This is a genomic window from Paenibacillus beijingensis (assembly GCF_000961095.1).
GTDB lineage: Bacteria > Bacillota > Bacilli > Paenibacillales > Paenibacillaceae > Paenibacillus_O > Paenibacillus_O beijingensis.
In genome coordinates this window covers 5,257,852-5,280,591 of sequence record NZ_CP011058.1, presented here as the reverse complement: position 1 = coordinate 5,280,591, position 22,740 = coordinate 5,257,852, and the positions used below count along the sequence as shown (strand labels likewise).

Sequence of the window (22,740 nt, the reverse complement as noted above, 5' to 3'; positions counted from 1 at the left end):
ATCGTTGTGAACACCTGTCCGCAGGAAGCTTGAAAACAAAGATCAAATAAGACTATAGTTATAGAATAGTAATTTTACCCATTTGCAGCTGTTGAAATTAAGCTAATCCTTACGAAGTATTTTTGCGAAGCAAATATTTAAGGAGGACTCAAACATGTACCCAACCGCAAAACAATTGGAAGATTATGCGGAGCTTGCCGTCAAAGTAGGCGCAAATGTGCAAAAAGAACAAATCGTCGTCGTTATGGCGCCGATTGCTTCTGCGGACTTGGTACGTCTGATCGTCCGGAAGGCATATGACGCGGGGGCCCGCAATGTACACGTGGAATATAACGATGAGCAGCTATCGCTTATTAAATATAAGCATGCTCCGGAAGAAGCGATTGCCGAATATCCGATATGGCGCGCCCAGGCATGGGAGCAATTTGCGGAGAATGGCGCCACATTTATTCAGATCTACTCCCCGAATCCCGATCTGCTGACCGATGTTGACCCGGAACGGGTTGCACAAGCGGGCAAAGCGGCGGCAGAAGCTTTAAACAAGTACCGCAGCTATTTAATGGCGCACAAAAACGCGTGGACGCTAATCTCATACGCCACACCGGAGTGGGCGGCGAAAGTGTTTCCCGGCATTTCGGAGGAGGAAGCGGTGCGCAAGCTGTGGGAGAGGATTTTCGATGCCGTTCGTGTCGACCGGGACGATCCGCTTCACGCGTGGAAAGAGCATAATGCCAAGCTGCAGGAAACGGTGGAGCTCCTGAACCGGAAACGGTACAAGCAGCTGGTGTACGAAGCGCCGGGGACGAGCCTGACGGTCGATTTGCCGGAGAAGCATGTTTGGCTGGGCGGGGCAAAAGCGAACGCCAAAGGCGTCTTGTTCAACCCGAACATGCCGACTGAAGAAGTGTTTACGATGCCAAGCCGAAACGGCGTTAACGGCAGCGTTCGCAGCACGAAACCGTTGAACTACAGGGGACAGCTGATTGACGGTTTCTCGTTGACGTTCAAGGATGGAAAAGTCGTTGATTTTTCGGCGGAGCTGGGGTACGAAGCGCTGGAAAAGCTGCTGAATACAGATGAGGGCGCCCGTGCGCTCGGAGAAGTGGCTCTCGTCCCGCACGATTCCCCGATCTCCAATTCGAATATAGTCTTTTACAATACGTTGTTCGACGAAAATGCATCGTGCCATTTGGCGCTTGGACAAGCGTACCCGGTCAATTTGCAAGGAGGTGCCGGTATGGACGAGCAGGAGCTCCTTCGGAGCGGCGCAAACAAAAGTCTCGTTCACGAAGATTTTATGATCGGCTCGTCCGAGCTGGACATCGACGGTGTAACGCAGGACGGCAAGCGGGAGCCGATCTTCCGCAATGGAAACTGGGCCATTTAGCGCCCATGCAGCAGCAATCAAACCAAAATGAAACACTCCGCAGCCTAAGCTAAGCGGAGTGTTTCGTTTTGGTTTAGCGGGGAAAGCAGATGCGTCCGCTACCGTTTAGATAACGCTTTTTCCTCTTTGGAGATTTGATTGACTTCCAGCAGATCCAGCACGAACACAAACGCCGGAATGCCGATAATAAGTCCCCAGGTCCCGAAATAATGCTGGGAAAAGATCAGAATGATGAACGTATAAAACATCGGCAGCTCCGTTTTCGCCGACATCAGCCGCGGATTCAGGAAATAGCTCTCCAGAGCGTGAATGATCATAATCATGACGAGGATGTAGACGACCATTTTGATTCCGCCGATATCAAACGCGATTAGGCCGAGCGGCACCAGCGAAATGATAACACCAGCTACCGGAATAAGACTTAGCAGCAAAATCATGATCGACAAGGCGAACAGGTAAGGGAATCCGAGCGCCCATAATCCGAGTGTCGTAAAAATGGTATTAAACACGGCAATAATGAGCTGGGCTTCAATTACTTTGCCGAAGGAAACCAGGAACCGGTCGCCGAAATAGCTAAGCTCGTTATAGATCCAGCCGATTTTGCTGTCCCGAAATTTGGCCGTAAATTTTTTGGTGCTTTCTTTTTGGAGCAGGAAAAAGAAGCTGAGCAAAATTACGAACAATATCGTTTCAACCCACTTGCTGAATTTCAGCAGGTAGGTCAACATATGGTTGGCGTATGCTTGCACGTCCAGTTTTTGCAAAAATTCCGCCATATTGAACGGCAGTTCATTGACAAAGCTCGTCTCCGAATTTAGGTTCGATTGGACAAAGGTTATCAATACGCCGGACAGCTGCTTCATCTGCGTTATAATTTGCGGCAAGTAATTGGAAGCGCCGATGACGAAACCGAGAGTTGCCAGCAGATAAAGAAAAATAACGACGACTTTATAATTGACCGGAAAGAGCCGGTTCACCTGCCGAGTCACCAGCTGCTGAAGCCTGTCCATGACATAAGTAACAAGGAACAGCAGTAAAATTAAATTCAGCATGCCCCGCAGGAAGTAGAGGAGCAGCACCATCAGAAGAAGGACCGAAAATCTCCGGACCGTCACGTTTTCAAAAAAAGCTTTTACCGAAATCATTTCGTTCCCCCTATGTAATCTAGCCTCATCAATGTTGTACGCTTAAAACAGGCTCCAATCAAATTCGCGCGACAGCGTTTCGAGAAGATGTACGCCTGCGATGCTGTTGCCTTTCCGGTTTAAAGCCGGGCCGACCACCCCGATGCCGTATCTGCCCGGGACCATCGTCAGGATGCCTCCGGAAACCCCGCTTTTGGCCGGCAGACCGACTTGAATCGCAAATTCTCCGGATGCATTGTACATCCCGCAAGTGATCATGAACGTTTTGGCGATTTGGACGTAACGGCGGGGAATCAGCGCTGCTCCCGTCAAAGGATCGGTACCGTCGTGCGCCAATACCAATGCCATGCGTGCCAAATCCGCGCAGGTGACGTTGATTGCGCAGTGCCGGAAATAAACGTCCAGCACATCTTCGACTTCTCCCTGGAGCACGCCGTTGTCCAATAGAAAATAAGCCATGGACCGGTTCAGATGAGCCGTTGCCGATTCCGAGCGGTAAACGTCGAAGTTATAGGTTAACGTGTCGTTGCCCGACAGCTCGCGGAAAAAATTGAGGATGCGGGAAGATTTTTCATCGTTGCTATGTCCGGATATTAATGAAGAAATTACGATTGCCCCGGCATTGATAAGCGGGTTGAACGGAATTCCCGGCTGTACGAGTTCCAGCTTCAGCATCGAGTTGAAATTATCACCCGTAGGCTCCATTCCGACTTTGGAAAATACCCCTTCTTCGCCGTTGTCCATCAGTGCCAAAATTAAGGTAAATACTTTCGAAATGCTTTGCATTGTAAATGAAAGGTTGTAATCGCCGGCGCTGGCCGAGGTGCCGTCCGCACCTAAAATGTAAACTCCTAATGCGTCGATCGGCGATTTGGACAGTTCGGGAATGTAGGCTGCCACTTTGCCTTGGGAGGAGCGCTGACGGCTTGTTTCAACCCAATGAGGGAGCAGGGATTGGATTCGATCGGTTTCGATGGGTGACATATAGGTTCCTCCTTAACGATTCGCGCCGGCAACTACCGTTTCATGGTTTGCATCTAAGAGGCAAACGGGGCATGATCTGCGCTGTCGGTGTAAATTAAGTTTAACCTATCGCAATGGCAGAAAACAAACCAAATTTAGTTGTGAATTCTACTGAGGAATCTTAGTTTCGTTGGTTTATGCCGGTATCATTGAAGCTCGGGAAGGAAGCAGGAGCAATAGCCGGTTAAGGTAGGAAAATTGGAAGCGGGCAGATGCCAATTCAGCGCGTTGACAGCAGCGTCCAGCGTCCCGCCGTAACGCCCGGGGATGATTGCGAGCAGGCCGGCACGGCCGTTTCCGTGGAAATCCACAGCTAGCGGCACGGTATCCGCTCCAGGCGCCCATGGTCCGAAGGCATTGTCTCGAAGCACAAATGTCTTTCCCGTACTAAACGCAACGGACCAGTAGCCGGTCTTTCGATTCACCAGCAGCAGATCGGCCCGTCCGTCTCCGTTAACATCGGCCAGAAGTGCGCAGGAGGAGTTCTCAATCGCATGACCGGCCAGCCAGACTCCCGCCCATTGAAATTCAACGCCGTCATTTAGCCAAACCTCCCACGAACCGGAAGACCGGTCCCACAAAACCAGATCGTCCAGTCCGTCGCCGTTGACATCGCCGATGTAAGGGGAGCGGTTTTTGCCGATTAAAGGTTCCTCGGATACTCGCACAGGGAATTGAAACTTTCCGGTTTCATTATAAGCTGTCGCGAGGTGGCCCGATCTCGGGTCCCACAGTGCCAAATCGGTCAATCCGTCCCCGTTCCAATCTCCTGCTAAAGCACGCCACCCTTTGAAACGTTCTCCCGCAGCCAACCAATTGCCGTCCGGAAGCAGCGTTGTTCCACTATGGAGAGCAACGGGGCAAACGCCGGATTCCGAATGCCAGATGGCGATATCGTCCCGCCCATCCCCGTTGAAATCGCCGATCAGCTCCTCTCCTGCGGCAAAAGAAGGCCAACCCGTCAGCACGGTACGAATATTGCGGATACCGTTCTCCATCTTATTTCTGCTACCCTGATTAACTTCCGCGATGGACCAAATGCCGGTCGAATATTGGCGGACCAGAAGTTTGTTTCCTCGTCCATTGCCGCTCTTTACCGGCATGATGCGGTAATCTTTGCCTCCGAATAACCCGGTTTCCCTGAAATCCGGAATGAATGTGAGCACATCCGGAATCGAGAGAAATTTGCGCCCTGCGCCTTTGAAAGCGCGGATCAGCCTTTTGAGCGGCGAATGCTGTTCGTAAACCGGTGAAGCGCCTTCCTGCAATCGGATATAAGGAAATTCAAGAAACGGATGATAGAAAAAAGAAGCAAGCTCATGATCGCCGTACGATCGGATCGCTTCGGCAATCCGTTGCACGTCATCTTCAATGGCCGCTCCGCCAACATAGAAGAGGGGCGTCGGCACATACAAGGAGCCTCCCGACAAAGGAGAATGCGAAGCGCGGACGGTAACCGTCCGGCTATGCGGAGCCGAAGGGTTCGTTTCGTACATGATTCCGCTGCAAGCTTCCAAGACGGATCGCTGGATCGCCGATGCCGCGTAATGGGGCGTTTCGAACCAATCGGGCCGCAGCCCTGTGGACTGAAACATCCGCAAGGCTGCAGTAAACCGGCCGTAAGCATAGGAATGGCGCAGTGACTTGGGACGGCTGAGCGCTTCTTGCGAGTCATCCGGCGGACAATCGGCGCTGCAATCCGCATAATGAAATTCATAACCGTCGGCACTGACCGCTTTGCCGAATTGATGCGTATATCCATGCATGCCAAGCGATGCCCCTCGCTTAACCAATGCATGCAGCGTTTGGACAAAGCGTACGGCTATTGAGTCGGTACGATCCGTCAAGGCACGGTCGATCCCGCGGGTCGGATCGATATAACGGGAAATGACGGCCACTTGAAACGGAATGCCTTCCGATTGTAAATAATCGGCAACGACAGTCAGTTTCGTCTGGTTTTCGGCGGATTCGTAGTATCCCCCCGGACCGATATCCTCAAGCCGTATCATCGCCATTTTCACTGGAGTCCTCCTAAAGGTTTTGCCGGAGGCAAAACCACTTCGTAAGCATAAGCCTAGGTTTTGCCGGAGGCAAAACCACTTCGTAAGCATAAGCCTATTAAAAAGTATGTTGTTTCCGCTCGCGGTGTTCTCGTTCAGCGGTATCTTGTTTTTGCGGAGGCGCGAGACTTTTTCAGGATAAAAATCGCAGTAGTATGGGAGATTTATGTCAGGATGGTGGACAACAGCTTTACAGTAAACTTTACAGTAAACTTGACTTTTTAGACAATTCCCATTATTATATGAATATGCTTAGTTTCCGACAACGTCGGAGAGCGGGGGAACCACCTTTTGGGGCGAATCATTTCATTGCTTTTAATGAATGTAGGGTACCATCTTACCCGAGTCCGTCAGCTAACCTCGTCAGCACAAGATGGGTCATTTCTTTCTAAATTAATTTTTTAGAGTTGAGACCCTTTGAGTTAGGGGTCTTTTTATTTTTCCCCTGCTCAACAGCTGGCATGTCCCCGCTTGATCCGATCGTTTGTCTACAAAGAGAGAACAAGCAAATCGGAGGGAGTAGAGACCATGACTAAAGCGATTATTTTTGATTTTGACGGAACGATTATCGACACGGAGACTGCCTGGTACGTAGCATTCCGGGAGGCCTACAAGAAACACGAGGTAGACCTTTCCCTGGAGATGTACTCGGGATGCATTGGAACGAGTCTTCACAAGTTTAACCCTTATGAGTATTTGATGACCGATTTGAATTTGCCGATTGACCGGGACGAATTCCGCAAAGCGGTACAGCTGCACCACTCCCAGCTCATGGAGGTTGAGGAGATGCGCCCCGGCGTACTGGAGTATTTGCAAAGCGCCAAACAATCCGGATTGAAGATCGGCCTCGCTTCCAGTTCGCCTCTGGAATGGGTCGAGAAATATTTGAAGCAGTTAGGCATTTATGATTACTTCGATTGTATCCGTACCGCTGACGATGTGCAAAATGTAAAACCTGACCCCGAATTGTATCTTCAGACCCTGAAGGGACTGGGTGTAAAGGCTGATGAAGCTATTGCGATTGAAGATTCACCTAACGGCGCAAAAGCGGCTGAGGCTGCCGGAATCCCATGCGTTCTTACTCCGAACTCCATCACCAAAACTCTTGAATTTGGTAACAGTCTGCATCGAGTGGAGTCGCTGCGCGATCTTGCGTTCAGCACCGTGTTTGCAGGTGCAGTTGCCCAAACCAAATAAGCCTAAAGCGGCTTATTTGAAAGCAGCTTGTTAATAGAGCAATGATAAGCATGCGGCTCGAACGTCGTTATGCAGTGCCGCAACGCGCGCAGAATACTGTGTGCGTTGCGTTAGTTCAATTATCGCAGCTTAAATGATCTGAAAATTGCTAATATTACAACTTCAAGAGGTGGTAAGCAGGAATTCGGAAAGGGGAGAAGCAAATTGAGTGTCAGTTATAATAAAAAGGAATCGAGCAACGAGTGGAAAATTCGTCCTTTTCGTCATGAGAGCAAGAAAACGATGCCCAGCAAAAAAAGGAAAGCCGTTCATTTTGGAGCCGGCAACATCGGTCGCGGCTTTATCGGAATGATGTTATCCAATTCAGGCTACGAGGTCTGTTTTGTCGCTCGAAATGAAACTCAAATCGAGCTTCTGCAGCAAAAAAAGCAATATACCGTTACGTATGCGAATGAGAACGAAGATACGGAAATTGTTAAGAACGTCACAGCCGTTCAAATCAATAATCGCAAAGACGTCAACGAGCATATTACGGAAGCCGAGCTGCTTACGACGGCCGTCGGCGTATCCGCTTTGCCGTCTATCGCCAAAGTAATCGCCCAGGGGATCGAAAAACGTCTGAGGCATAATACACGCCCATTGCACGTTATTGCATGCGAAAATGCCGTTGGCGGAAGCTCGCTGCTCAAAAAATGGGTGTATCAACATCTTTCTGCCGAAGCCCGCGCCGAGGCAGACCGCTTGATTTCTTTCCCCGATTCAACGATTGACCGTATCGTTCCCGCCCAAAAGCATGAAGATCCATTGGCCATTAAAGTAGAACCTTTCTACGAATGGGTGATCGACCGTTCCGGTTTCCAGAACGGCTTTCAAGAAATTGAAGGAGCCAAATACGCGGACTCGCTCGAGCCATTTGTGGAACGGAAGCTGTTTACGGTTAATACCGGCCACTGCTGTGCGGCATATTTCGGGTTTCTGGAAGGGTTCCAGACCATTCAACAAGCGTTGAAAGATCCCGCTCTTGAAACAAAAGTTCGGCAGGTATTAGAGGAAACCGGCCAATTATTAATTCATAAATATCATTTAAATCCGGCGGAACACCGGAAATATATCGATAAAACGTTGGAACGATTCAAAAATCCGGCCATTACCGACAAAGTGTTCAGGGTCGGACGTTCACCGTTGCGCAAGCTCTCACACAACGACCGTCTCGTTCGCCCGCTAATACAGGCGCATGAGCGCGGATTGAAGGCTCCGCATTTAACGTCGGCTATCGCGGCTGCACTTCTGTTCAACAATGAGAAAGACCCTGAAGCCGTCGAAATGCAGTCGATTATTGAGAAGAAGGGCATTTCTCACTTTATCGCCCAACGGATGGGGATTGCAAAAAATCATGCCGTCCACTCCGAAATCGTTGCAGCATATGAACAATTAAAGTAACCGCGGATTTAGAACGAGTGCGAGCAACGGATCGGATTCGATGGAATCCGCGTTCACAACAACCCGCTGACGGATGCAGCGGGTTTTTATTTTGAACGAATGGAGCTTTCATTTCATTACGTTTGTTATTTTTCAACCGGGTTTGATCCTATTCGTTAACTTGACCGTCGCCAGCTCAGATGGTTTAATACAAAAGGACCATATATAGAAAAAGAAAAGAAATTGGAGAGTGGAAATGGAGAACATCGCTGTAGAGAAAGAAGCTGTCGAGAGCCGATCGGACAGCACCGGGCAGCAAATCAATATGCGGTTTGTTACGCTCGTTGCCATCGTAGCCGCGCTTGGCGGCTTGCTGTTCGGATTCGATACTGCTGCCGTGTCCGGCGCGATCGGCTTCATGAAAATCAGATTCGGTTTGAATCAGGTGGAAGTCGGCTGGGCGGTTTCGTGCTTGATTGTCGGCTGTATATTCGGCGCTGCCGGCGCGGGAGGGATCAGCGACAAATTCGGGCGGAAAAAGGTGCTGTATGCGGGAGCGGTTCTGTATTTGATCGGTTCCGTGGGCGCCGCATTGTCGCCCTCTTTTTCGGCTTACGTCATTGCGAGGCTCGTTAGCGGATTAGGAATCGGGATTACCGCCACGTTGGCGCCGCTATATAATGCCGAGATCGCACCCGCAAAATATCGCGGCCGTTTGGTAGCGCTTAATCAAGTCGCGATCGTATCGGGAATTTTATTGGTTTATTTCCTCAATCTGTTCATTGCAGGTTTAGGGGATGATGCTTGGGACATTTCCACTGCATGGCGCTGGATGTTCGGAGTTGGAGCGGTACCCAGCATCTTGTTTATCATTCTGTTGTTCTTTGTCCCTGAAAGTCCAAGATGGCTGATCAAGCAGGGCAGACCCGCCGATTCGCTTCCCATCTTGCTGCGGATTCACGGGGAAGAACTGGCCAGAAAAGAAGTATTGGACATTAAAGCATCGTTTAATGAAAAGCAGGCAACGATGCGGGAAATGCTGTCCGACCGGGGGTTGCGCGCCATTCTAATTGTAGGAATTGTAGTGGCGCTTACGCAGCAGATTACAGGCATCAATGCCGTCATGTATTATGCACCGGAAATTTTCAAGGCGGCGGGCGCCGGAACGGACGCTTCGCTCCTGCAAACGATTCTCGTCGGTTTAATCAATTTGGTGTTTACGCTGGTGTCGATATGGCTGATTGACAAAGTAGGACGCAAAGCGCTTGTTCTTGTCGGCTCATCTATGATGACGATTTCGCTTGCTGTCATCGGTATTGCGTTCCATACGGGCCATACAGCCGGACCTTTGGTGATGATCTTTATATTGCTGTATGTAGCGTCTTTTGCGATCTCACTCGGTACAGCGGTATGGGTGCTGCTTTCCGAAATCTTTCCGAACCGCATTCGCGGCATTGCGACCGCGATCGCCAACATGGCACTGTGGGCGGCAAATTATGTCGTGACGCAAGCTTTTCCGCCGTTGCTTAACACAATCGGATCCGCACCAACCTTTTGGATTTTCGGCGCGATGGGACTGTTCACCTTTTTGTTTATGTGGCGCGTCGTTCCGGAGACGAAAGGGAAATCGCTGGAAGAAATCGAGTCCATATGGATAAAGGCGGATCGAGCGTAGTTAAACGGACGTCATTCCGATCATGAAAAGGGTTATCCCACTTGTCTTACGACGGGGGATAACCCTTTTTCATTGATATCATTTAGGAGTGATGTTAAAATAATACAGGATGTGGCCTTCCATTTTTTAGTTGGTTATACCCCCTCATTTACTTAAACCCGCACGTTTTTTTCAATGTGTCTCCCTATCACGTTAAAAGGAAGTGGACGTATTGCACAGCAAGCTGAAGATTTGGAATATTCCTGCCAAAACAGCCGTTATCGCGCTGTCTGCAGCTTTGGCAGGCTCATTTGTCGGATCCGGAAGCAATCCGGCAGCGGGAATAAGGTTTGAGGCGGGTCCCAAAATGGCTGCTGCGGCAAGCGCGAACAGTGCGGAGGTTTCCACGGCCGGGACGCAGCAAAGCGGAATGTACCGGATTGTCGCCATCGGTGACTCGCTGACGGCAGGTTATGAGCCGGGGATGGAAAACGTGAAAAATCCGGTACCTTACGGCTATGCAGACCGCGTCTATGAGCAGGCTTTATTTCACGGACTTCGGACCGAATTTGCAAACTACGGAGTCCTCGGACTGAGCACGGAGGGTCTTCAGAACTGGCTCAATAGCGCCCAAAGCGGCAGTTCGAATCCTGCTGCGGACGAGATCCAAAGCGGAATCGCATCGATTGATCCGCGTGCAGAACGGATTTTTGCGGCAACCGCCGGGCTTCGTTCCGATTTGATGCAGGCCAGTCTGGTTGTCGTCACGATCGGCGGAAACAATTTCACCCCTTTGTTCAACAAATTGAAAGATAACGAAGATAAAGATGTAACCGACCAATGGTTGTCGGCGGTACTAGACGAATATGCAAGCGATGTGGAAGCTGCGCTTCGTTCCATCCTGCAGCTGAACGCCAAAGCGCAAATTGTTGTGGCGGATCAATATTTGCCGATTACGAAGTACTTGGCCGGCACGAACGCAAGCGGCGGAAGCAATTACGATTATTTGAATCAGGGCCGAGTACAAATAAAGGAACGGTTGTCAGGCATAGCGGAAGTGTTGTCTTCGGAAGGATACAACGTCAAGGTTGCCTCCGTCGGGGATGCATTTGCCGGGCATGAGAGCGAATATACGAATATTTCGAATATCGGCAAACGGGACATCCATCCAACTCAAACCGGATACAGCGTGATGGGCCGCGAATTTGCGTCCGCCATATGGGGAGATTATATTCAGCCGTCGCCGCGTCCCGCCAATGTGCCGATTTCCGTCGTCGTTTCAGGCAAAGAACTAGGTCCCGCCAGCAAGCCGATCGTAAAAAACAACACAACGTACGTTCCAATGCGCGATATTGCAATTGCGGCAGGCGCCGACCTGAAGTGGAGCAACAAGACGAGAACGGCCAGCGTAAAGCTCGGAGGACGAGAGGTCGCGTTCACCATCGGCAGCAAGTCGATGAAGGTTGACGGGAAAGCGGTGCCGCTTACCACGCCTGCATTTTTACAGCAAAGCGCAGCCGACACAAAAACGTATTTGCCGCTGGCGGCGCTCTCGCGCGGACTTGATCTGCAGGTCGTATACCGCTCCGGAATTAAAACCGTCTTTATTAACCGTTAATGTAAGATTGCCGACATGTGCAGGAAGAAGTGCAGGAAGAACTGCGGGAAGAAGGGAAGCAAGCATACCGATGCTGCCCTTTTTTCTTTTTATGCGTTAACTTTTCGCGCGTATCACCATTAAATCTAACAACAACATGACGCAATTTTGTTATTTTACAAGTTTATTTGAGCGAATAATTCAAATGAAAGTTAATTTTTTGATTGAATCTCAACAATGATGTAAAATATCATGACATTACTTATTGCCGACATGTCGGCGATGTCTTATAATGAGGTTATGAAATTGAAAAATTTCATTTTTGTTTGGCTCTTTGTTTACTGTAAGAAAAAAGAGTTACTAAAAGAAAACAATTCCGAACGAAAGGAAGGGGACGATTTCAATCGGGCAAGGCCAGTCTTTGTTGAGGCAAAGTGCGTTAGAGAAAAATTTTTTTAGCTTCTTGTTTACTTACAGAAAGAAAATTAACTGTAATTAAATTAATAGGGAGGCATTTCTATGAAACGTGGGTCTCGAATCGGTTTTTTCGCAATATGTTCTCTGCTCGTATTGACAATGACGGCATGCGGCGGCAAGGAAACATCGGGTGCACAAGAAACATCCGGCGGCAAGGAAACATCCGGCTCATCCGCAGCAGCGGAAAGTAAAGAGACGAAAGAGGTTTCGCTCGGCTTGTCCGCTCCTTTAACCGGCAACAGCGCCCAATACGGCGAAAGCTTCCGGAATGCGATGAAGATGGCGATCGACGAATTTAACGCCAAAGGCGGGGCCGTAAAAGTCAATCTCGTTGAAATGGATTCGAAAAACGATCCGAAGGAAAGCGCCAATATCGCTCAGAAATTGGTCGATAACGACAACATCGTGGCAGTCGTCGGCGACTTTTCCAGTACGACATCGATGGCCGCATCTCCGATTTACCAGCGCTCAGGACTGGTACAGCTATCCCCAACTTCCTCCCATCCCGACTTCACAAGTACCGGAGATTATATTTTCCGCAACGTTCCGACCCAAAAGATCGAAGGCGCATTTGTAGCCGATTATGCGAAAGAGCTCGGTTACAAAAAATCAGCGGTCATTTATATCCAGAATGACTGGGGCATTGCCGCCAAAGAGAACTTCGAGGCCAAATTTAAAGAAGCCGGCGGCGAAGTGTCAAACTCGCTTAATTTCAACCCCGACACAAAGGATTTTAACAATATTTTGATCAAGATTCGCGAAAGCGGCCCGGATGTTATCTACCTTGGCGCTCCTTACACCGAGTCGGCTCTTATCGCCCAGCAGTCCAAAAAATTGGGCATCAAAGCCGGTTTTATCGGCACCTCCATTCTTTACTCCGACCAGTATATCCAGTTAGGCGGGAAAGACGTCGAAGGGACGCATCTCTCCAGCTATTTCTTCCCGGCCGACCCTCGTCCGGAGGTTCAGAAGTTCGTTGAAGCTTACAAGAAAACCTACAGCAAAGATCCTGACATGTTCGCCGCACTGACATACGATTCCGCCAATATGCTTCTTTCCATTATCGAAAAGGGTGAAACAAGCCGCAAAGGCATCCGCGACGCGCTGGCAGCGATGAAAGATTTTCCTGGAATTACGGGTAAAACAAGCTTTAACGACATCCGCAATGTCGAAAAAGATCTTGCGAAACTGGACGTGAAGGACGGGCAGTTTACTCTGTACAAAAAGGAGTAGATCGGGTTGCTATTTCAACAAATCATTAACGGTCTAAGTGTCGGGATGACGTACTCCTTGACGGCGATCGGGTTTACGCTCATTTTCGGAGTGCTTGGTCTGGTCAATTTTGCGCACGGCGAAGTGTACATGAGCGGCGCTTTCGTCACATACACGTTGTCGCAATTTGCAGGATGGGGCATCGTCCCATCCTTTTGCGGGGGAGTGATCGCAGGGGCGCTGATGGGCATGGCGATGGAAAAGATCGCATTCAAACCGCTGCGCAATACGAAGCACGAAACGACGCTGCTGGCCACATTAGGTTTATCGATCTTATTAAAAGAAGTCGCCACGCTTATTTGGGGGCCCGAAACGCATTCGCTCAGCACGCAGAACAAATTTTTGACGAGCAGCTGGGGAACCGGCGGCGTCGAATTTTCGGGAACCCAAATTGTGATCATCGCGGTGTCGATCCTATTGATGATCGGCCTGCAGCAATTGCTTTACAAAACGAGAGTGGGGGCCGGTATCCGCGCCATTTCCCAAAACCGGGATGCAGCCTATTTAATGGGCGTCAACGTGGAACGAACGGTGAACTATACGTTTGCGATCGGATCGGCTTTGGGCGCGGCAGCCGGTGTTCTGGTAGCCCTTTATTACAATGCCGTCGATCCTCATATGGGTTATATGCCCGGTATAAAAGCGTTTGTCGCCATGGCATTGGGAGGGCTGACGAGCATTCCGGGGGCGGTCATCGGCGGCATTATTCTCGGGATGTCGGAGTCGCTGTCGGGCGCTTACATCAACTCCGGTTTTCAGGACGCGATCGCATTCCTGCTGCTCCTGCTGCTGTTGATTCTCCGTCCTAACGGATTGGGCGGGAAGAGGGGGCGGTCTTAAATGCAGAAGCGCTACATTTCGCCGATGTCGGCCTCTATGGCAGCTATTGTGATCGCACTGCTCATACCTGCAATCGCAAGTCCATATGTGACAAAAGTGCTGATCATTGCCGGCATTTATGTCGGGCTTGCGTGCAGCTTGAATGTGGTGTTCGGAATCGCGGGTCAGCTCAATCTGGGCCAGGCGGCCTTTTACGGCATCGGCGCTTACACGTCGGCGCTGTTATCGATCCACTTTCACATCCCGTTCTTCGTCACCTTGATCGCCGGGGCATTAATGGCGGCGGGGGCGGGATTTCTCCTGGCTCTGCCTACAATCCGGCTAAAAGGCATCTACCTCGCCGTTACGACGCTCGCTTTCGGCGAAATTATCCGCATGATCTTTTTAAACTGGATATCCGTGACGAGGGGGCCGATGGGCATCGCCGGCATTCCCGTTCCGTCTTTGTTCGGATTTCAATTCATGAGCAATTTCAGCCAATATTACTTGATGCTCGGGTTACTGCTGCCGGCGCTATATATCATGTGGCGGCTAAGCTACTCGCCGTTCGGCATGGTGCTAAGAGCCGTCAGGGAGAATGAGGAAGCGGCACAGACGCTCGGCGTCAATGCCCAGTCGTATAAAGTGAAAGCTTTTGTCGTGGGCAGCGCAATTGCCGGTTTGCTCGGAGCGTTTTTTTCCTTCCACGCCGCCTATATCAGCCCTAGCAATTTCTCGTTTATGGAATCGATCACGCTGCTGTCGATGGTCGTATTCGGCGGACTCGGCAGCATGCCCGGCGTCATCGTCGCTGCGCTGCTGCTCGCTGTCGCTCCGGACGTGCTGCGGTTTATGGATGAGTACCGCATGATCATCTATGGCGTGCTGCTGTTCATGATGGTGCTGCTGCGCCCGCAGGGGATCATCAGCGAAACGCTTTCCATCAAGTGGGCGGCAAGAAAGAAGCGAAAAGCTGCGGAGAAACAGACCAATCAGGATTTGACGGTCGTATCCAGCGAGGGAGGCGGTTAAATGCTTCTGCAAACCGAAAATTTAACGAAGCGGTTCGGCGGTCTCGTTGCGGTGGAAAGCTTGAACTTACAAGTCCGGGAAGGCGAAATTCTCGGACTGATCGGGCCGAACGGAGCCGGCAAAACAACGATGTTCAATTTGCTGACCGGCGTGCATAAAGCGAGCGAGGGCAGTGTCCATTTTGGAGGCGTCGATATAACCCGCAAGGCGGTCCATGAAATTGCGCAAATGGGAATGGCGCGAACGTTTCAAAATATTAAGCTGTTCGGTTCGCTGAGCGTCGAGGACAACGTCAAAATCGCCTTATACCCGAAATCGAAGGTGAACATGCTGAACTCCATTTTGATGACCCGGACATACCGGGAAGAGATGGAGAGGATCGAACAGAAGGCGTATGAGCTGCTCGCGATGGTCGGTTTGGAGTCTAAAGGAAAGCACCAGGCGAGCAGCCTCGCTTACGGGGAGCAGCGGTATTTGGAAATCATCCGGGCGCTGGCAACGGATCCGACGCTTCTTATTCTTGACGAGCCGGGAGCCGGAATGAACGGAACCGAATCCGAACAGCTGGTGGAGCATATTCGAAAAATCCGCAGCGCCGGCCATACCGTACTTCTGATCGAGCACGATATGAGCGTCATTATGGAAGTGTGCGAACGCATCTATGTCATTAACTTCGGCAAGCAAATCGCCGAAGGGACGCCGCTCCAAATCCAGAACAACACGAAAGTGATCGAGGCTTATTTGGGAGAGGAGGACGCGGAAGATTATGTCCATGCTGGAAATTAACAATTTAAGCGCGTATTACGGCAATATTTGCGCCTTGCGCGGAGTCTCGTTCCATGTGGATGCGGGTGAAACGGTGGCGCTCATCGGCAACAACGGCGCCGGCAAAACGACGACAGTGAGAACGATCTCCGGTCTGATGAAGGCACGGGAAGGCGAAATCCGCTTTATGGGCGAGCGAATCGATCAGCTTCGTCCGGACCAAATCGTACGTCTGGGCATCTCCCATTCTCCGGAAGGGCGCAAAGTTTTCCCATCGATGACGATCCGCGAAAACTTGTTGATGGGCGGCTACATCGTCCGGGATCCGAAGGCGGTGAACCGGTCGCTGGAATATGTGCTTGAGCTGTTTCCCCGCTTGAAGGAGCGATACAGCCAGCTTAGCGAAACGCTCAGCGGCGGGGAGCAGCAGATGCTGGCCATCGGCCGCGCGCTCATGTCGGAGCCAAAGCTGCTCATTCTCGATGAGCCTTCGCTCGGCTTGGCGCCGCTCATTATCAAGCAAATATTTGAGCTGATCCGCCATATTCAGCAGAAAGGCATCACCATTCTCATTATCGAGCAAAATGCCCGGCAGGCGTTAAAGGTATCCCACCGCGGCATCGTGCTGGAAACCGGCCAAATCGCTTTTGAAGAAAAGGCGGCGGATATGCTTCATAACGACCGCGTTCGCAAAGCGTATTTAGGCGAAAAATATTCGAAGGAGGCATGATGGCAATGACGATAAAAAACGATGTTATTCCGTACAGTGAAGCCGTAACGATGGTGCGAAACGCAATTGAGGACAGAGCGGCCTGGTTCGATCTGCTGACGAAGGAGGCGGAAGCGGTCGGGGCCGAGCCGGAGACAATTGCCCGCCGCGCCATTCAAAGGTTCGGTTTTTTGAAAAGCCAGAAAATGATTCAGTCCGATAACTTGGAAGAGTTTGTAAAGCAATTTGCGAGCGAGCTCGTTGCGAACGTCTTTGAGATGAGCGTGGAGCGGGTGGAAACGGATGAGGCGGAAATTCATCTTCATTACTGCCCGCTCGTGGAAAGCTGGAAGAAAGGCGGGAATTCGGACGAGCATATCGATACGCTGTGCCAATGGGCGATTGAAGGCGATCACGGCTTGATGCTCGGATTCCCGGAGTTTGAATATAAAGCGGAGAAGCGCATTGCCGCAGGAGACGGATACTGCAAATTTATATTTTCCAGAAAAGAAGAACGGAAGCAATCTTAACCTTCACAAAGCAGCGAGGTGTCCTATTTTGTCCAACGAAATCATCAACGAAGCTGTAGAAATAAGACGCATCGGCTACCGGCTGCGGGATCTTCGTAACCAAAGAGGACTGAGTCTGCGCGATTTATCCGAACTTACGGGGTTGTCTGCGGGCTATTTAAGCCAGCTGGAAAACGGGAAAGCGATCCCTTCGCTTCAGGTCATGCTCAAACTGAGCGATACGTTCAAAAAAAACTTGCATTATTTTTTTGATGCCGAAAACTCGGAGGAGCAGCAGTATTTATATTTTCCGTTCGAAGATCAAATTACGCTGGAAGGAAAGAACGGTCAGCGCAAAATTCGAATCCTGACACCGGGAGAGCATTTGGAAATCGAACCGCTGTATGTGACGCTTGAACCGGAAAATGGCAGCGATCCGGGAATAGTAACCCACGAAGGCTGGGAATTTTTATATGTCATTCAAGGTGAAATTACGCTTCATTTGGGCGATCAGCTGATTACGTGCAAGCAAGGCGACTCAATCTGCTACAATTCCATGATTCCGCATCATTCGGAGAATACGGGCGGCGATGTTGCCGTCGGAATCTGGATCGGATTCAAGCACAAGCCGGTTTAAACCAACTACTTATGGACTTTGGGAGAAGGTGAAAGGATGATTCAGCAGCACTCGATTCACGGCGAGACGACGAATTTGCTCCATTTGGGGGAAGAAAACAATGACCGTTATATGAATTCCGTAGTGCCTCCGATTTTTCAAACGTCGTTGTTTACAAGCAGCACCTACGAAGAATTTGCCGAAACGATCAATCATGGGGGCGACAGCTACTGCTATACGCGCTATGGGAATCCGAATTTCGATATCTTATGCCGAAAAATGGCTGATTTGGAGCAGGGCGATGAAGCGCTGTTAACAAGCTCGGGAGTTTCCGCGATTTCGATTGCGATAATGGCCCAGATCCAAATCGGAGACCATATTATAGCGATTTCCAACCTGTACGGTCCGACGCGAAGCTTGCTCGATTATTTGGAAGACAAAATGAACGTGCAAGTAACGTACGTCACCGGAGAGCATTTGTATGAGTTCGAGGAAGCGATGCAGCCGAATACCCGGCTCGTTGTGCTCGAAAGCCCGGCAAGCGTGACGTTTTGTGTGCAGGATTTAAGAGGCATCTCGAATTTGTGCCGGTCAAGAGGCGTTGTGACGGTCATTGACAATTCCTATTCGTCGCCGATATTCCAGAAACCGCTCAAGCTCGGCATTGACGTCGTCGTTCATTCCGCAACGAAATATTTAAGCGGCCACAGCGATACGATCGGCGGGGTCATCGTTGCGAACAAGCCGCATATGCCCAAAATCCGCAAGCAGCACAAAATAGCCGGTTCTTCGCCAGCCCCTTTTGAAGCGTGGCTCATATTGCGGGGGATGCGCACGCTGCCGATCCGCATGAAGGAGCATTCGAAGTGCGCGCTTGCGGTCGCTTCGTTTCTGGAGGCTCATCCGAAAGTCCGTAGCGTCAATTATCCGGGGCTGCCTTCGTTTCGCCAGCATGCGCTCGCGAAGAGCCAGATGAGCGGCTTCAGCAGCTTGTTCAGCTTTGAGATCGATGCGCCCAAAGAGCGGATGGCCCCATTTTTCAACTCGCTGCGGCTCATTAAAATCGGTCTCAGCTGGGGCGGTTACGAGTCGATATGCGTTCCTTCTCTTGTCAGCTTCGGGAAGGGGATCGATGAGGAGCAATTTGCGAAAATCGGCATTACCCACCAGCTAGTTCGTCTTCATGTCGGACTCGAAAATGCGGACGATCTGATGGAGGATTTGAGTCAAGCGTTGCAACAAGTGTAATCGGCAAAGCGGCGGCAATACCGGCAATACCGGCAAATCGGCAAGCAGCCTGGAATATCATGATAAACCGCGATCCCGGCAGCAGGTGGCGATTTCCATATCGTCAATCAGGCTGCCGGTTTTGCCATTCCCGTGCAGCTGTTTCTAAGCCTCATCCTGATAGGCGCAGCCCAAGCTAAATGAACTGCTCCTTTTTCAGCCGATCTTCCATTTCTTTGTAAATATCGATTTTCTCCGCGATTTTTTTCAAATTTTCCTGCAGTTCTCTCATCCGTTCCAGACTGAGTTTCTGATGCTCCTCGAGCAGCGCCCGTCTTTCGCTTACCGTTGATTCGCCCCGGCTCCGCAAATCGGAAAAAGTCTTCATTTCATGAATCGGCATCCCCGTTGCGCGCAGACGGATCAAAAAATCGATCCATCCAAGGTCGGCTTCCGTATACAGCCGATATCCGTTTCCATCGCGATTGACATCGGTAAGCAGTCCGATTTTCTCGTAATAACGCAGCGTATGGACACTCAAGCCGGTGCACTCGGCCGTTTGCTGAATGGTATATGCTTTTTTCATACCTTAATTATAAACGATGCCGCATTCGGCTGAACGTCCCGGATATCATTCTTTTTTTGCACAAGATTTGCATGTATCCGCAGCTCCCTTATTCAATTCATTCAACTCGTACCCGGGGTAGTAACAGCGAAGCTGACACCACCCGCAAAGTAGTTGTAAAAATATGGGGTTTGACCTAACGACTAAAGTAAGCAAAAAGCTGTCGAATAATGGCAGCGGGCCGATGGCGAAGAACTGTCGAAGCCAAGGCAGCGCGGGGGAAATTGATTATATTCAATAATTTATAATACGTCTACGAGCTTGTCCTATACATCTGATAAAGAATTTGAAAATTTTGTCTTAATTTCATTTAAAAACTTATCAGCAGCAGCGGAAAAAACCTGATGCTTTTTCCAAACAATATTCAAGCCAGATTCAAGTCTTGGCTTTAGCGGTCTAAAACAAAGGTTACTATCACTCGACGTATTCACTATTTTATCAATGGTTACTGCATAACCGATGCCCTCTTCAACCATAATAGCAGCATTATATGCAAGATTGAATGTAGTCACGATGTTTAATTTATCGAAATCTTCACCAAACCAATCCACAAAGTCATTTTTAGACAATGTCTGTTTCATAGCCTGTCGTGAACAGATTAGCGGAACTTTTAATAAATCCACTAGTTGAATGCTATCTTTGACAGCCAGAGGACTGTCTTTCCTCATAACAACGCCCCAAACATCTTTGGCTGGGATATTGATATAATTGTATTTTGATAAATCTGCTGGATCAATTAAAATACCAAAGTCAATCAAGCCCTTGTCAAGCCGTTCAGTCACATCGTCTTCGTTTCCGCTGAAGAGGTGATACCGTATATTTGGATACTTTAACTGTAAATCTTTTACTACGCGTGCAATCTGTTTCATGGCGTAAGTTTCCCCACTGCCAATGTATACATCACCACTTATTGTTTCTTCCATAGAACTGAATTCTGCCTCTAATTTATCGACCATATCAACGATTTCTTCTGCTCTCTTTCGCAGGAGCATTCCTTCATCTGTAAGAATGATACTGTGACTACTGCGAATAAATAGTTTTTTCCCTAACTCTTGTTCAAGGTCTTTTAATTGTCTGGACAAGGTTGGCTGTGTAACATGCAAAAAATCAGCAGCGCCCGTAATGCTTCCTTCTCTTGCAACAGTAAGAAAATATCGCAAAACTCTAAATTCCATCCAACACTCCTCCATTCTTATGTTTTAGTATACACACTTTAGAAATGCCCAACAAGCATATCTTGATATAAGATATAAGTATTTGTTATATGCAAAAGGCATAGCTAGAATAAATAACGAAGGGTGAACACAACAGTAAGAAAGGATGTTATCTAAGTATGTCAAACTATATTTTTGAGTTAAGCGATAAGGTAACAAGAAAATCAGTTTCATATAAAAACAGGTTTGGAATCAAAATTGCGGCTGATCTTTACTTGCCAAAAAACTTTGATGAGTCAAAGAAGCACAAAGCTGTTATTATAGGTGCGCCCTATGGCGGCGTTAAAGAACAGGGGCCCGGTATTTATGCTCAAAACATGGCAGAGCCTGGTTTTGCGGCTCTTGCATTTGACCCATCGTTCAACGGTTACAGCAGCGGAGAGCCGCGGCACCTTTCTTCGCCTGATCTATTCGTAGAAGATTTCAGCGCAGCCGTTGATTATTTAGGTACGCGTCCATTTGTAGACCGGAATCAAATTGGTGTAATCGGTATGTGTGGCAGCGGTGGTTTTGCGATCAGCGCAGCGCAGGTTGACAGGCGTATTAGATTTTCGAGCGCTTATCCCGCTCATCTACACGCACGTAAACCCTTACGGCACATTTAGGCTGAACATGAGTGAGCGCCTTCCGTTGGAAGAAGGTGTTATTGCGTGATGAAAGACGCATATCCCCGAAACGCAAAGCGAAGGAGCTGGCGAAATATCTCAGGGGGGGACGGCCAGATTATTCCTATCTCAAAAGCTTGTTTCAGCACCTTCGAGCAGAGCTTGAGGTAGAGGTTCCAAAAACAGGTAAGAAGCTCCCCGATGTACCTACAGAAGAGGAGCTTTAGCGCTATTACGATGTGGTTTGGCAAGCGAAGAACTTTCAAGACATGCTGATCGTCAAGACGCTGTTATATACCGGCGTTCGGGTAAGCGAGCTGATCAATATCAAGTTGTCCGATGTTGATTTCCACTACTGCCAAATCCGGATTAATAAGGGCAAGGGAAGCAAAGACCGCATCGTCCCTTTCCCTCAATCGTTCAAGGAAATGCTGGCCATGCACGCCGATTCAATGAAAAAGAAGCAGGCGGTTTATCTGTTCGAATCATCGTGGAAGAAAAAATATTCCGATCGGGGAATACGAAAGATATTGGCCAAAAATTCGGAGGATGCCGGTCTTGCCCAAAATCTATCGCCACACAAGCTGCGACATTTCCTGTTGACTTGGCTCAAAAAGCAGGGTATCGATGACGCGCTCATACAGCCATATTCGGGCCACGAAAGCCGTAAGTCGTTGGAAGTCTATTCAAAGTTAGCGATCACCGATGCACAGCAGGAGTACAATGAGGTTATCAATAAATTTCCCATTTAATAACATCTACTTTGAGGGTGGTGTCAGCTTCGCTGGTACTACCCCCACCCGTTAGAATGAAGCATCCGACTCAAAATTCATTTGACAATAGTATTTAGATGCTATACACTTCAGTCTATGATGAATAATGATGAACTTTCAAAAGAGAAAATTAGCAACATCCTCTTGGATGTGTTCAAAACGTTCAGCAAACTGGATAGGAAAAATAGGGATTATGGTGTAGACGAGCCTTTATTTCATTCCGAGATCTATACGCTAAATGAAATAAGAGAGCATGAAGGCATCCATATCACTGCGCTAGCTGAACGTTGTGGAGTTACGAAAGGCGCAATATCCCAAGTACTGAAAAAACTTGAACAGAAAGGGTTAGTCACCAAAGAAAAGGATGTTCGCAATCAGTCAAGGTTAATTCTAAAGGTAACCCCTAAAGGTGAAATTGCATACGCTCACCATTTGGATTATCAGAACCAATTCAAACAAATGATCGCGGAAGTATTAGGGGATGCTCCCGACGATAAGGTGTTATATATCAAAGAGTTTTTAATAAAGTTAGAAAACCAACTTGGAAAATGATAGCATCCATTTTTTTTGAGAAATGCGTTTAGCATCTATACACATTATGAATAATTTTATGGA

The 22,740-nt window shown here is 49.1% G+C and carries 20 protein-coding genes, 1 pseudogene and 1 riboswitch; of the genes and pseudogenes, 16 read left to right on the top strand and 5 right to left on the bottom strand.

Features of this window, described 5'->3' with window-relative positions:
- The first annotated feature begins 154 nt into the window (after window positions 1–154).
- The gene (locus VN24_RS23825; RefSeq protein ID WP_045672449.1) at window positions 155–1,387 is read left to right on the top strand and encodes an aminopeptidase; all 1,233 of its coding nucleotides are present in this window, start codon (window positions 155–157) and stop codon (window positions 1,385–1,387) included.
- A 98-nt stretch (window positions 1,388–1,485) separates the two neighbouring features.
- On the opposite strand, the gene VN24_RS23820 is transcribed toward VN24_RS23825, so the two are convergent.
- The 3 genes from VN24_RS23820 to VN24_RS23810 form a co-directional block, all read right to left on the bottom strand.
- Window positions 1,486–2,532, bottom strand: a complete 1,047-nt coding sequence (locus VN24_RS23820; protein ID WP_045672448.1) for an AI-2E family transporter — start codon at window positions 2,530–2,532, stop codon at window positions 1,486–1,488.
- Window positions 2,533–2,574: 42 nt separating this feature from the next.
- Window positions 2,575–3,516 carry a glutaminase A gene (glsA, locus tag VN24_RS23815; protein ID WP_045672447.1) on the bottom strand — a complete coding sequence of 314 codons (942 nt, stop codon included), beginning with the start codon at window positions 3,514–3,516 and terminating at the stop codon, window positions 2,575–2,577.
- Window positions 3,517–3,701: 185 nt separating this feature from the next.
- Window positions 3,702–5,570 (bottom strand): DUF2334 domain-containing protein, encoded by a 1,869-nt coding sequence (locus tag VN24_RS23810; protein WP_052703124.1) that lies wholly within the window; start codon window positions 5,568–5,570, stop codon window positions 3,702–3,704.
- 284 nt (window positions 5,571–5,854) lie between these two features.
- Window positions 5,855–5,999: riboswitch (cyclic di-AMP (ydaO/yuaA leader) on the top strand.
- A 144-nt stretch (window positions 6,000–6,143) separates the two neighbouring features.
- On the opposite strand from VN24_RS23810, the gene VN24_RS23800 reads away from it, so the two are divergent.
- From VN24_RS23800 to VN24_RS23740, 12 genes are all read left to right on the top strand, one after another.
- Window positions 6,144–6,812, top strand: a complete 669-nt coding sequence (locus VN24_RS23800; RefSeq protein ID WP_045672445.1) for an HAD family hydrolase — start codon at window positions 6,144–6,146, stop codon at window positions 6,810–6,812.
- Window positions 6,813–7,094: 282 nt separating this feature from the next.
- A complete protein-coding gene (locus VN24_RS23795; RefSeq protein ID WP_045673648.1) occupies window positions 7,095–8,252 on the top strand; it encodes a mannitol-1-phosphate 5-dehydrogenase in 1,158 nt (385 codons plus the stop codon).
- 235 nt (window positions 8,253–8,487) lie between these two features.
- Entirely contained in the window at window positions 8,488–9,906 is a 1,419-nt protein-coding gene (locus VN24_RS23790; RefSeq protein ID WP_045672444.1) for a sugar porter family MFS transporter, read from the top strand.
- Window positions 9,907–10,117: 211 nt separating this feature from the next.
- On the top strand, window positions 10,118–11,503 hold the full coding sequence (locus VN24_RS23785) for an SGNH/GDSL hydrolase family protein (RefSeq protein WP_052703123.1): 1,386 nt from the start codon (window positions 10,118–10,120) through the stop codon (window positions 11,501–11,503).
- Window positions 11,504–12,001: 498 nt separating this feature from the next.
- Complete coding sequence (locus VN24_RS23775) at window positions 12,002–13,192, top strand: ABC transporter substrate-binding protein (RefSeq protein WP_052703122.1); 1,191 nt, start codon at window positions 12,002–12,004, stop codon at window positions 13,190–13,192.
- A 6-nt stretch (window positions 13,193–13,198) separates the two neighbouring features.
- Window positions 13,199–14,071, top strand: a complete 873-nt coding sequence (locus tag VN24_RS23770) for a branched-chain amino acid ABC transporter permease (RefSeq protein WP_052703121.1) — start codon at window positions 13,199–13,201, stop codon at window positions 14,069–14,071.
- On the top strand, window positions 14,072–15,082 hold the full coding sequence (locus VN24_RS23765) for a branched-chain amino acid ABC transporter permease (RefSeq protein WP_052703120.1): 1,011 nt from the start codon (window positions 14,072–14,074) through the stop codon (window positions 15,080–15,082).
- Window positions 15,083–15,868 carry an ABC transporter ATP-binding protein gene (locus VN24_RS23760; RefSeq protein ID WP_045672442.1) on the top strand — a complete coding sequence of 262 codons (786 nt, stop codon included), beginning with the start codon at window positions 15,083–15,085 and terminating at the stop codon, window positions 15,866–15,868.
- Window positions 15,849–16,577 carry an ABC transporter ATP-binding protein gene (locus VN24_RS23755; protein ID WP_202967405.1) on the top strand — a complete coding sequence of 243 codons (729 nt, stop codon included), beginning with the start codon at window positions 15,849–15,851 and terminating at the stop codon, window positions 16,575–16,577. Before VN24_RS23760 ends, VN24_RS23755 begins: the two co-directional genes overlap by 20 nt.
- A 5-nt stretch (window positions 16,578–16,582) precedes the next feature.
- Window positions 16,583–17,086, top strand: coding sequence for an L-2-amino-thiazoline-4-carboxylic acid hydrolase (locus VN24_RS23750; RefSeq protein ID WP_045673642.1), 504 nt, complete (start codon window positions 16,583–16,585; stop codon window positions 17,084–17,086).
- 28 nt (window positions 17,087–17,114) lie between these two features.
- On the top strand, window positions 17,115–17,702 hold the full coding sequence (locus VN24_RS23745; protein ID WP_045672441.1) for a helix-turn-helix domain-containing protein: 588 nt from the start codon (window positions 17,115–17,117) through the stop codon (window positions 17,700–17,702).
- 36 nt (window positions 17,703–17,738) lie between these two features.
- A complete protein-coding gene (locus VN24_RS23740; RefSeq protein ID WP_045672440.1) occupies window positions 17,739–18,929 on the top strand; it encodes a trans-sulfuration enzyme family protein in 1,191 nt (396 codons plus the stop codon).
- 175 nt (window positions 18,930–19,104) lie between these two features.
- On the opposite strand, the gene VN24_RS23735 is transcribed toward VN24_RS23740, so the two are convergent.
- The gene (locus VN24_RS23735) at window positions 19,105–19,494 is read right to left on the bottom strand and encodes a MerR family transcriptional regulator (protein WP_045672439.1); all 390 of its coding nucleotides are present in this window, start codon (window positions 19,492–19,494) and stop codon (window positions 19,105–19,107) included.
- Between the two features lie 305 nt (window positions 19,495–19,799).
- Window positions 19,800–20,708 carry a LysR family transcriptional regulator gene (locus tag VN24_RS23730; RefSeq protein WP_045672438.1) on the bottom strand — a complete coding sequence of 303 codons (909 nt, stop codon included), beginning with the start codon at window positions 20,706–20,708 and terminating at the stop codon, window positions 19,800–19,802.
- A gap of 158 nt (window positions 20,709–20,866) precedes the next feature.
- Here VN24_RS23730 and VN24_RS23725 point away from each other — a divergent pair.
- From VN24_RS23725 to VN24_RS23715, 3 genes and pseudogenes are all read left to right on the top strand, one after another.
- A pseudogene (locus VN24_RS23725) lies at window positions 20,867–21,274 on the top strand (alpha/beta hydrolase); the annotation flags it as partial.
- Between the two features lie 347 nt (window positions 21,275–21,621).
- A complete protein-coding gene (locus VN24_RS23720; RefSeq protein WP_238590764.1) occupies window positions 21,622–22,104 on the top strand; it encodes a tyrosine-type recombinase/integrase in 483 nt (160 codons plus the stop codon).
- Between the two features lie 120 nt (window positions 22,105–22,224).
- Window positions 22,225–22,677, top strand: coding sequence for a MarR family winged helix-turn-helix transcriptional regulator (locus VN24_RS23715; RefSeq protein ID WP_158453707.1), 453 nt, complete (start codon window positions 22,225–22,227; stop codon window positions 22,675–22,677).
- Window positions 22,678–22,740 lie beyond the last annotated feature (63 nt).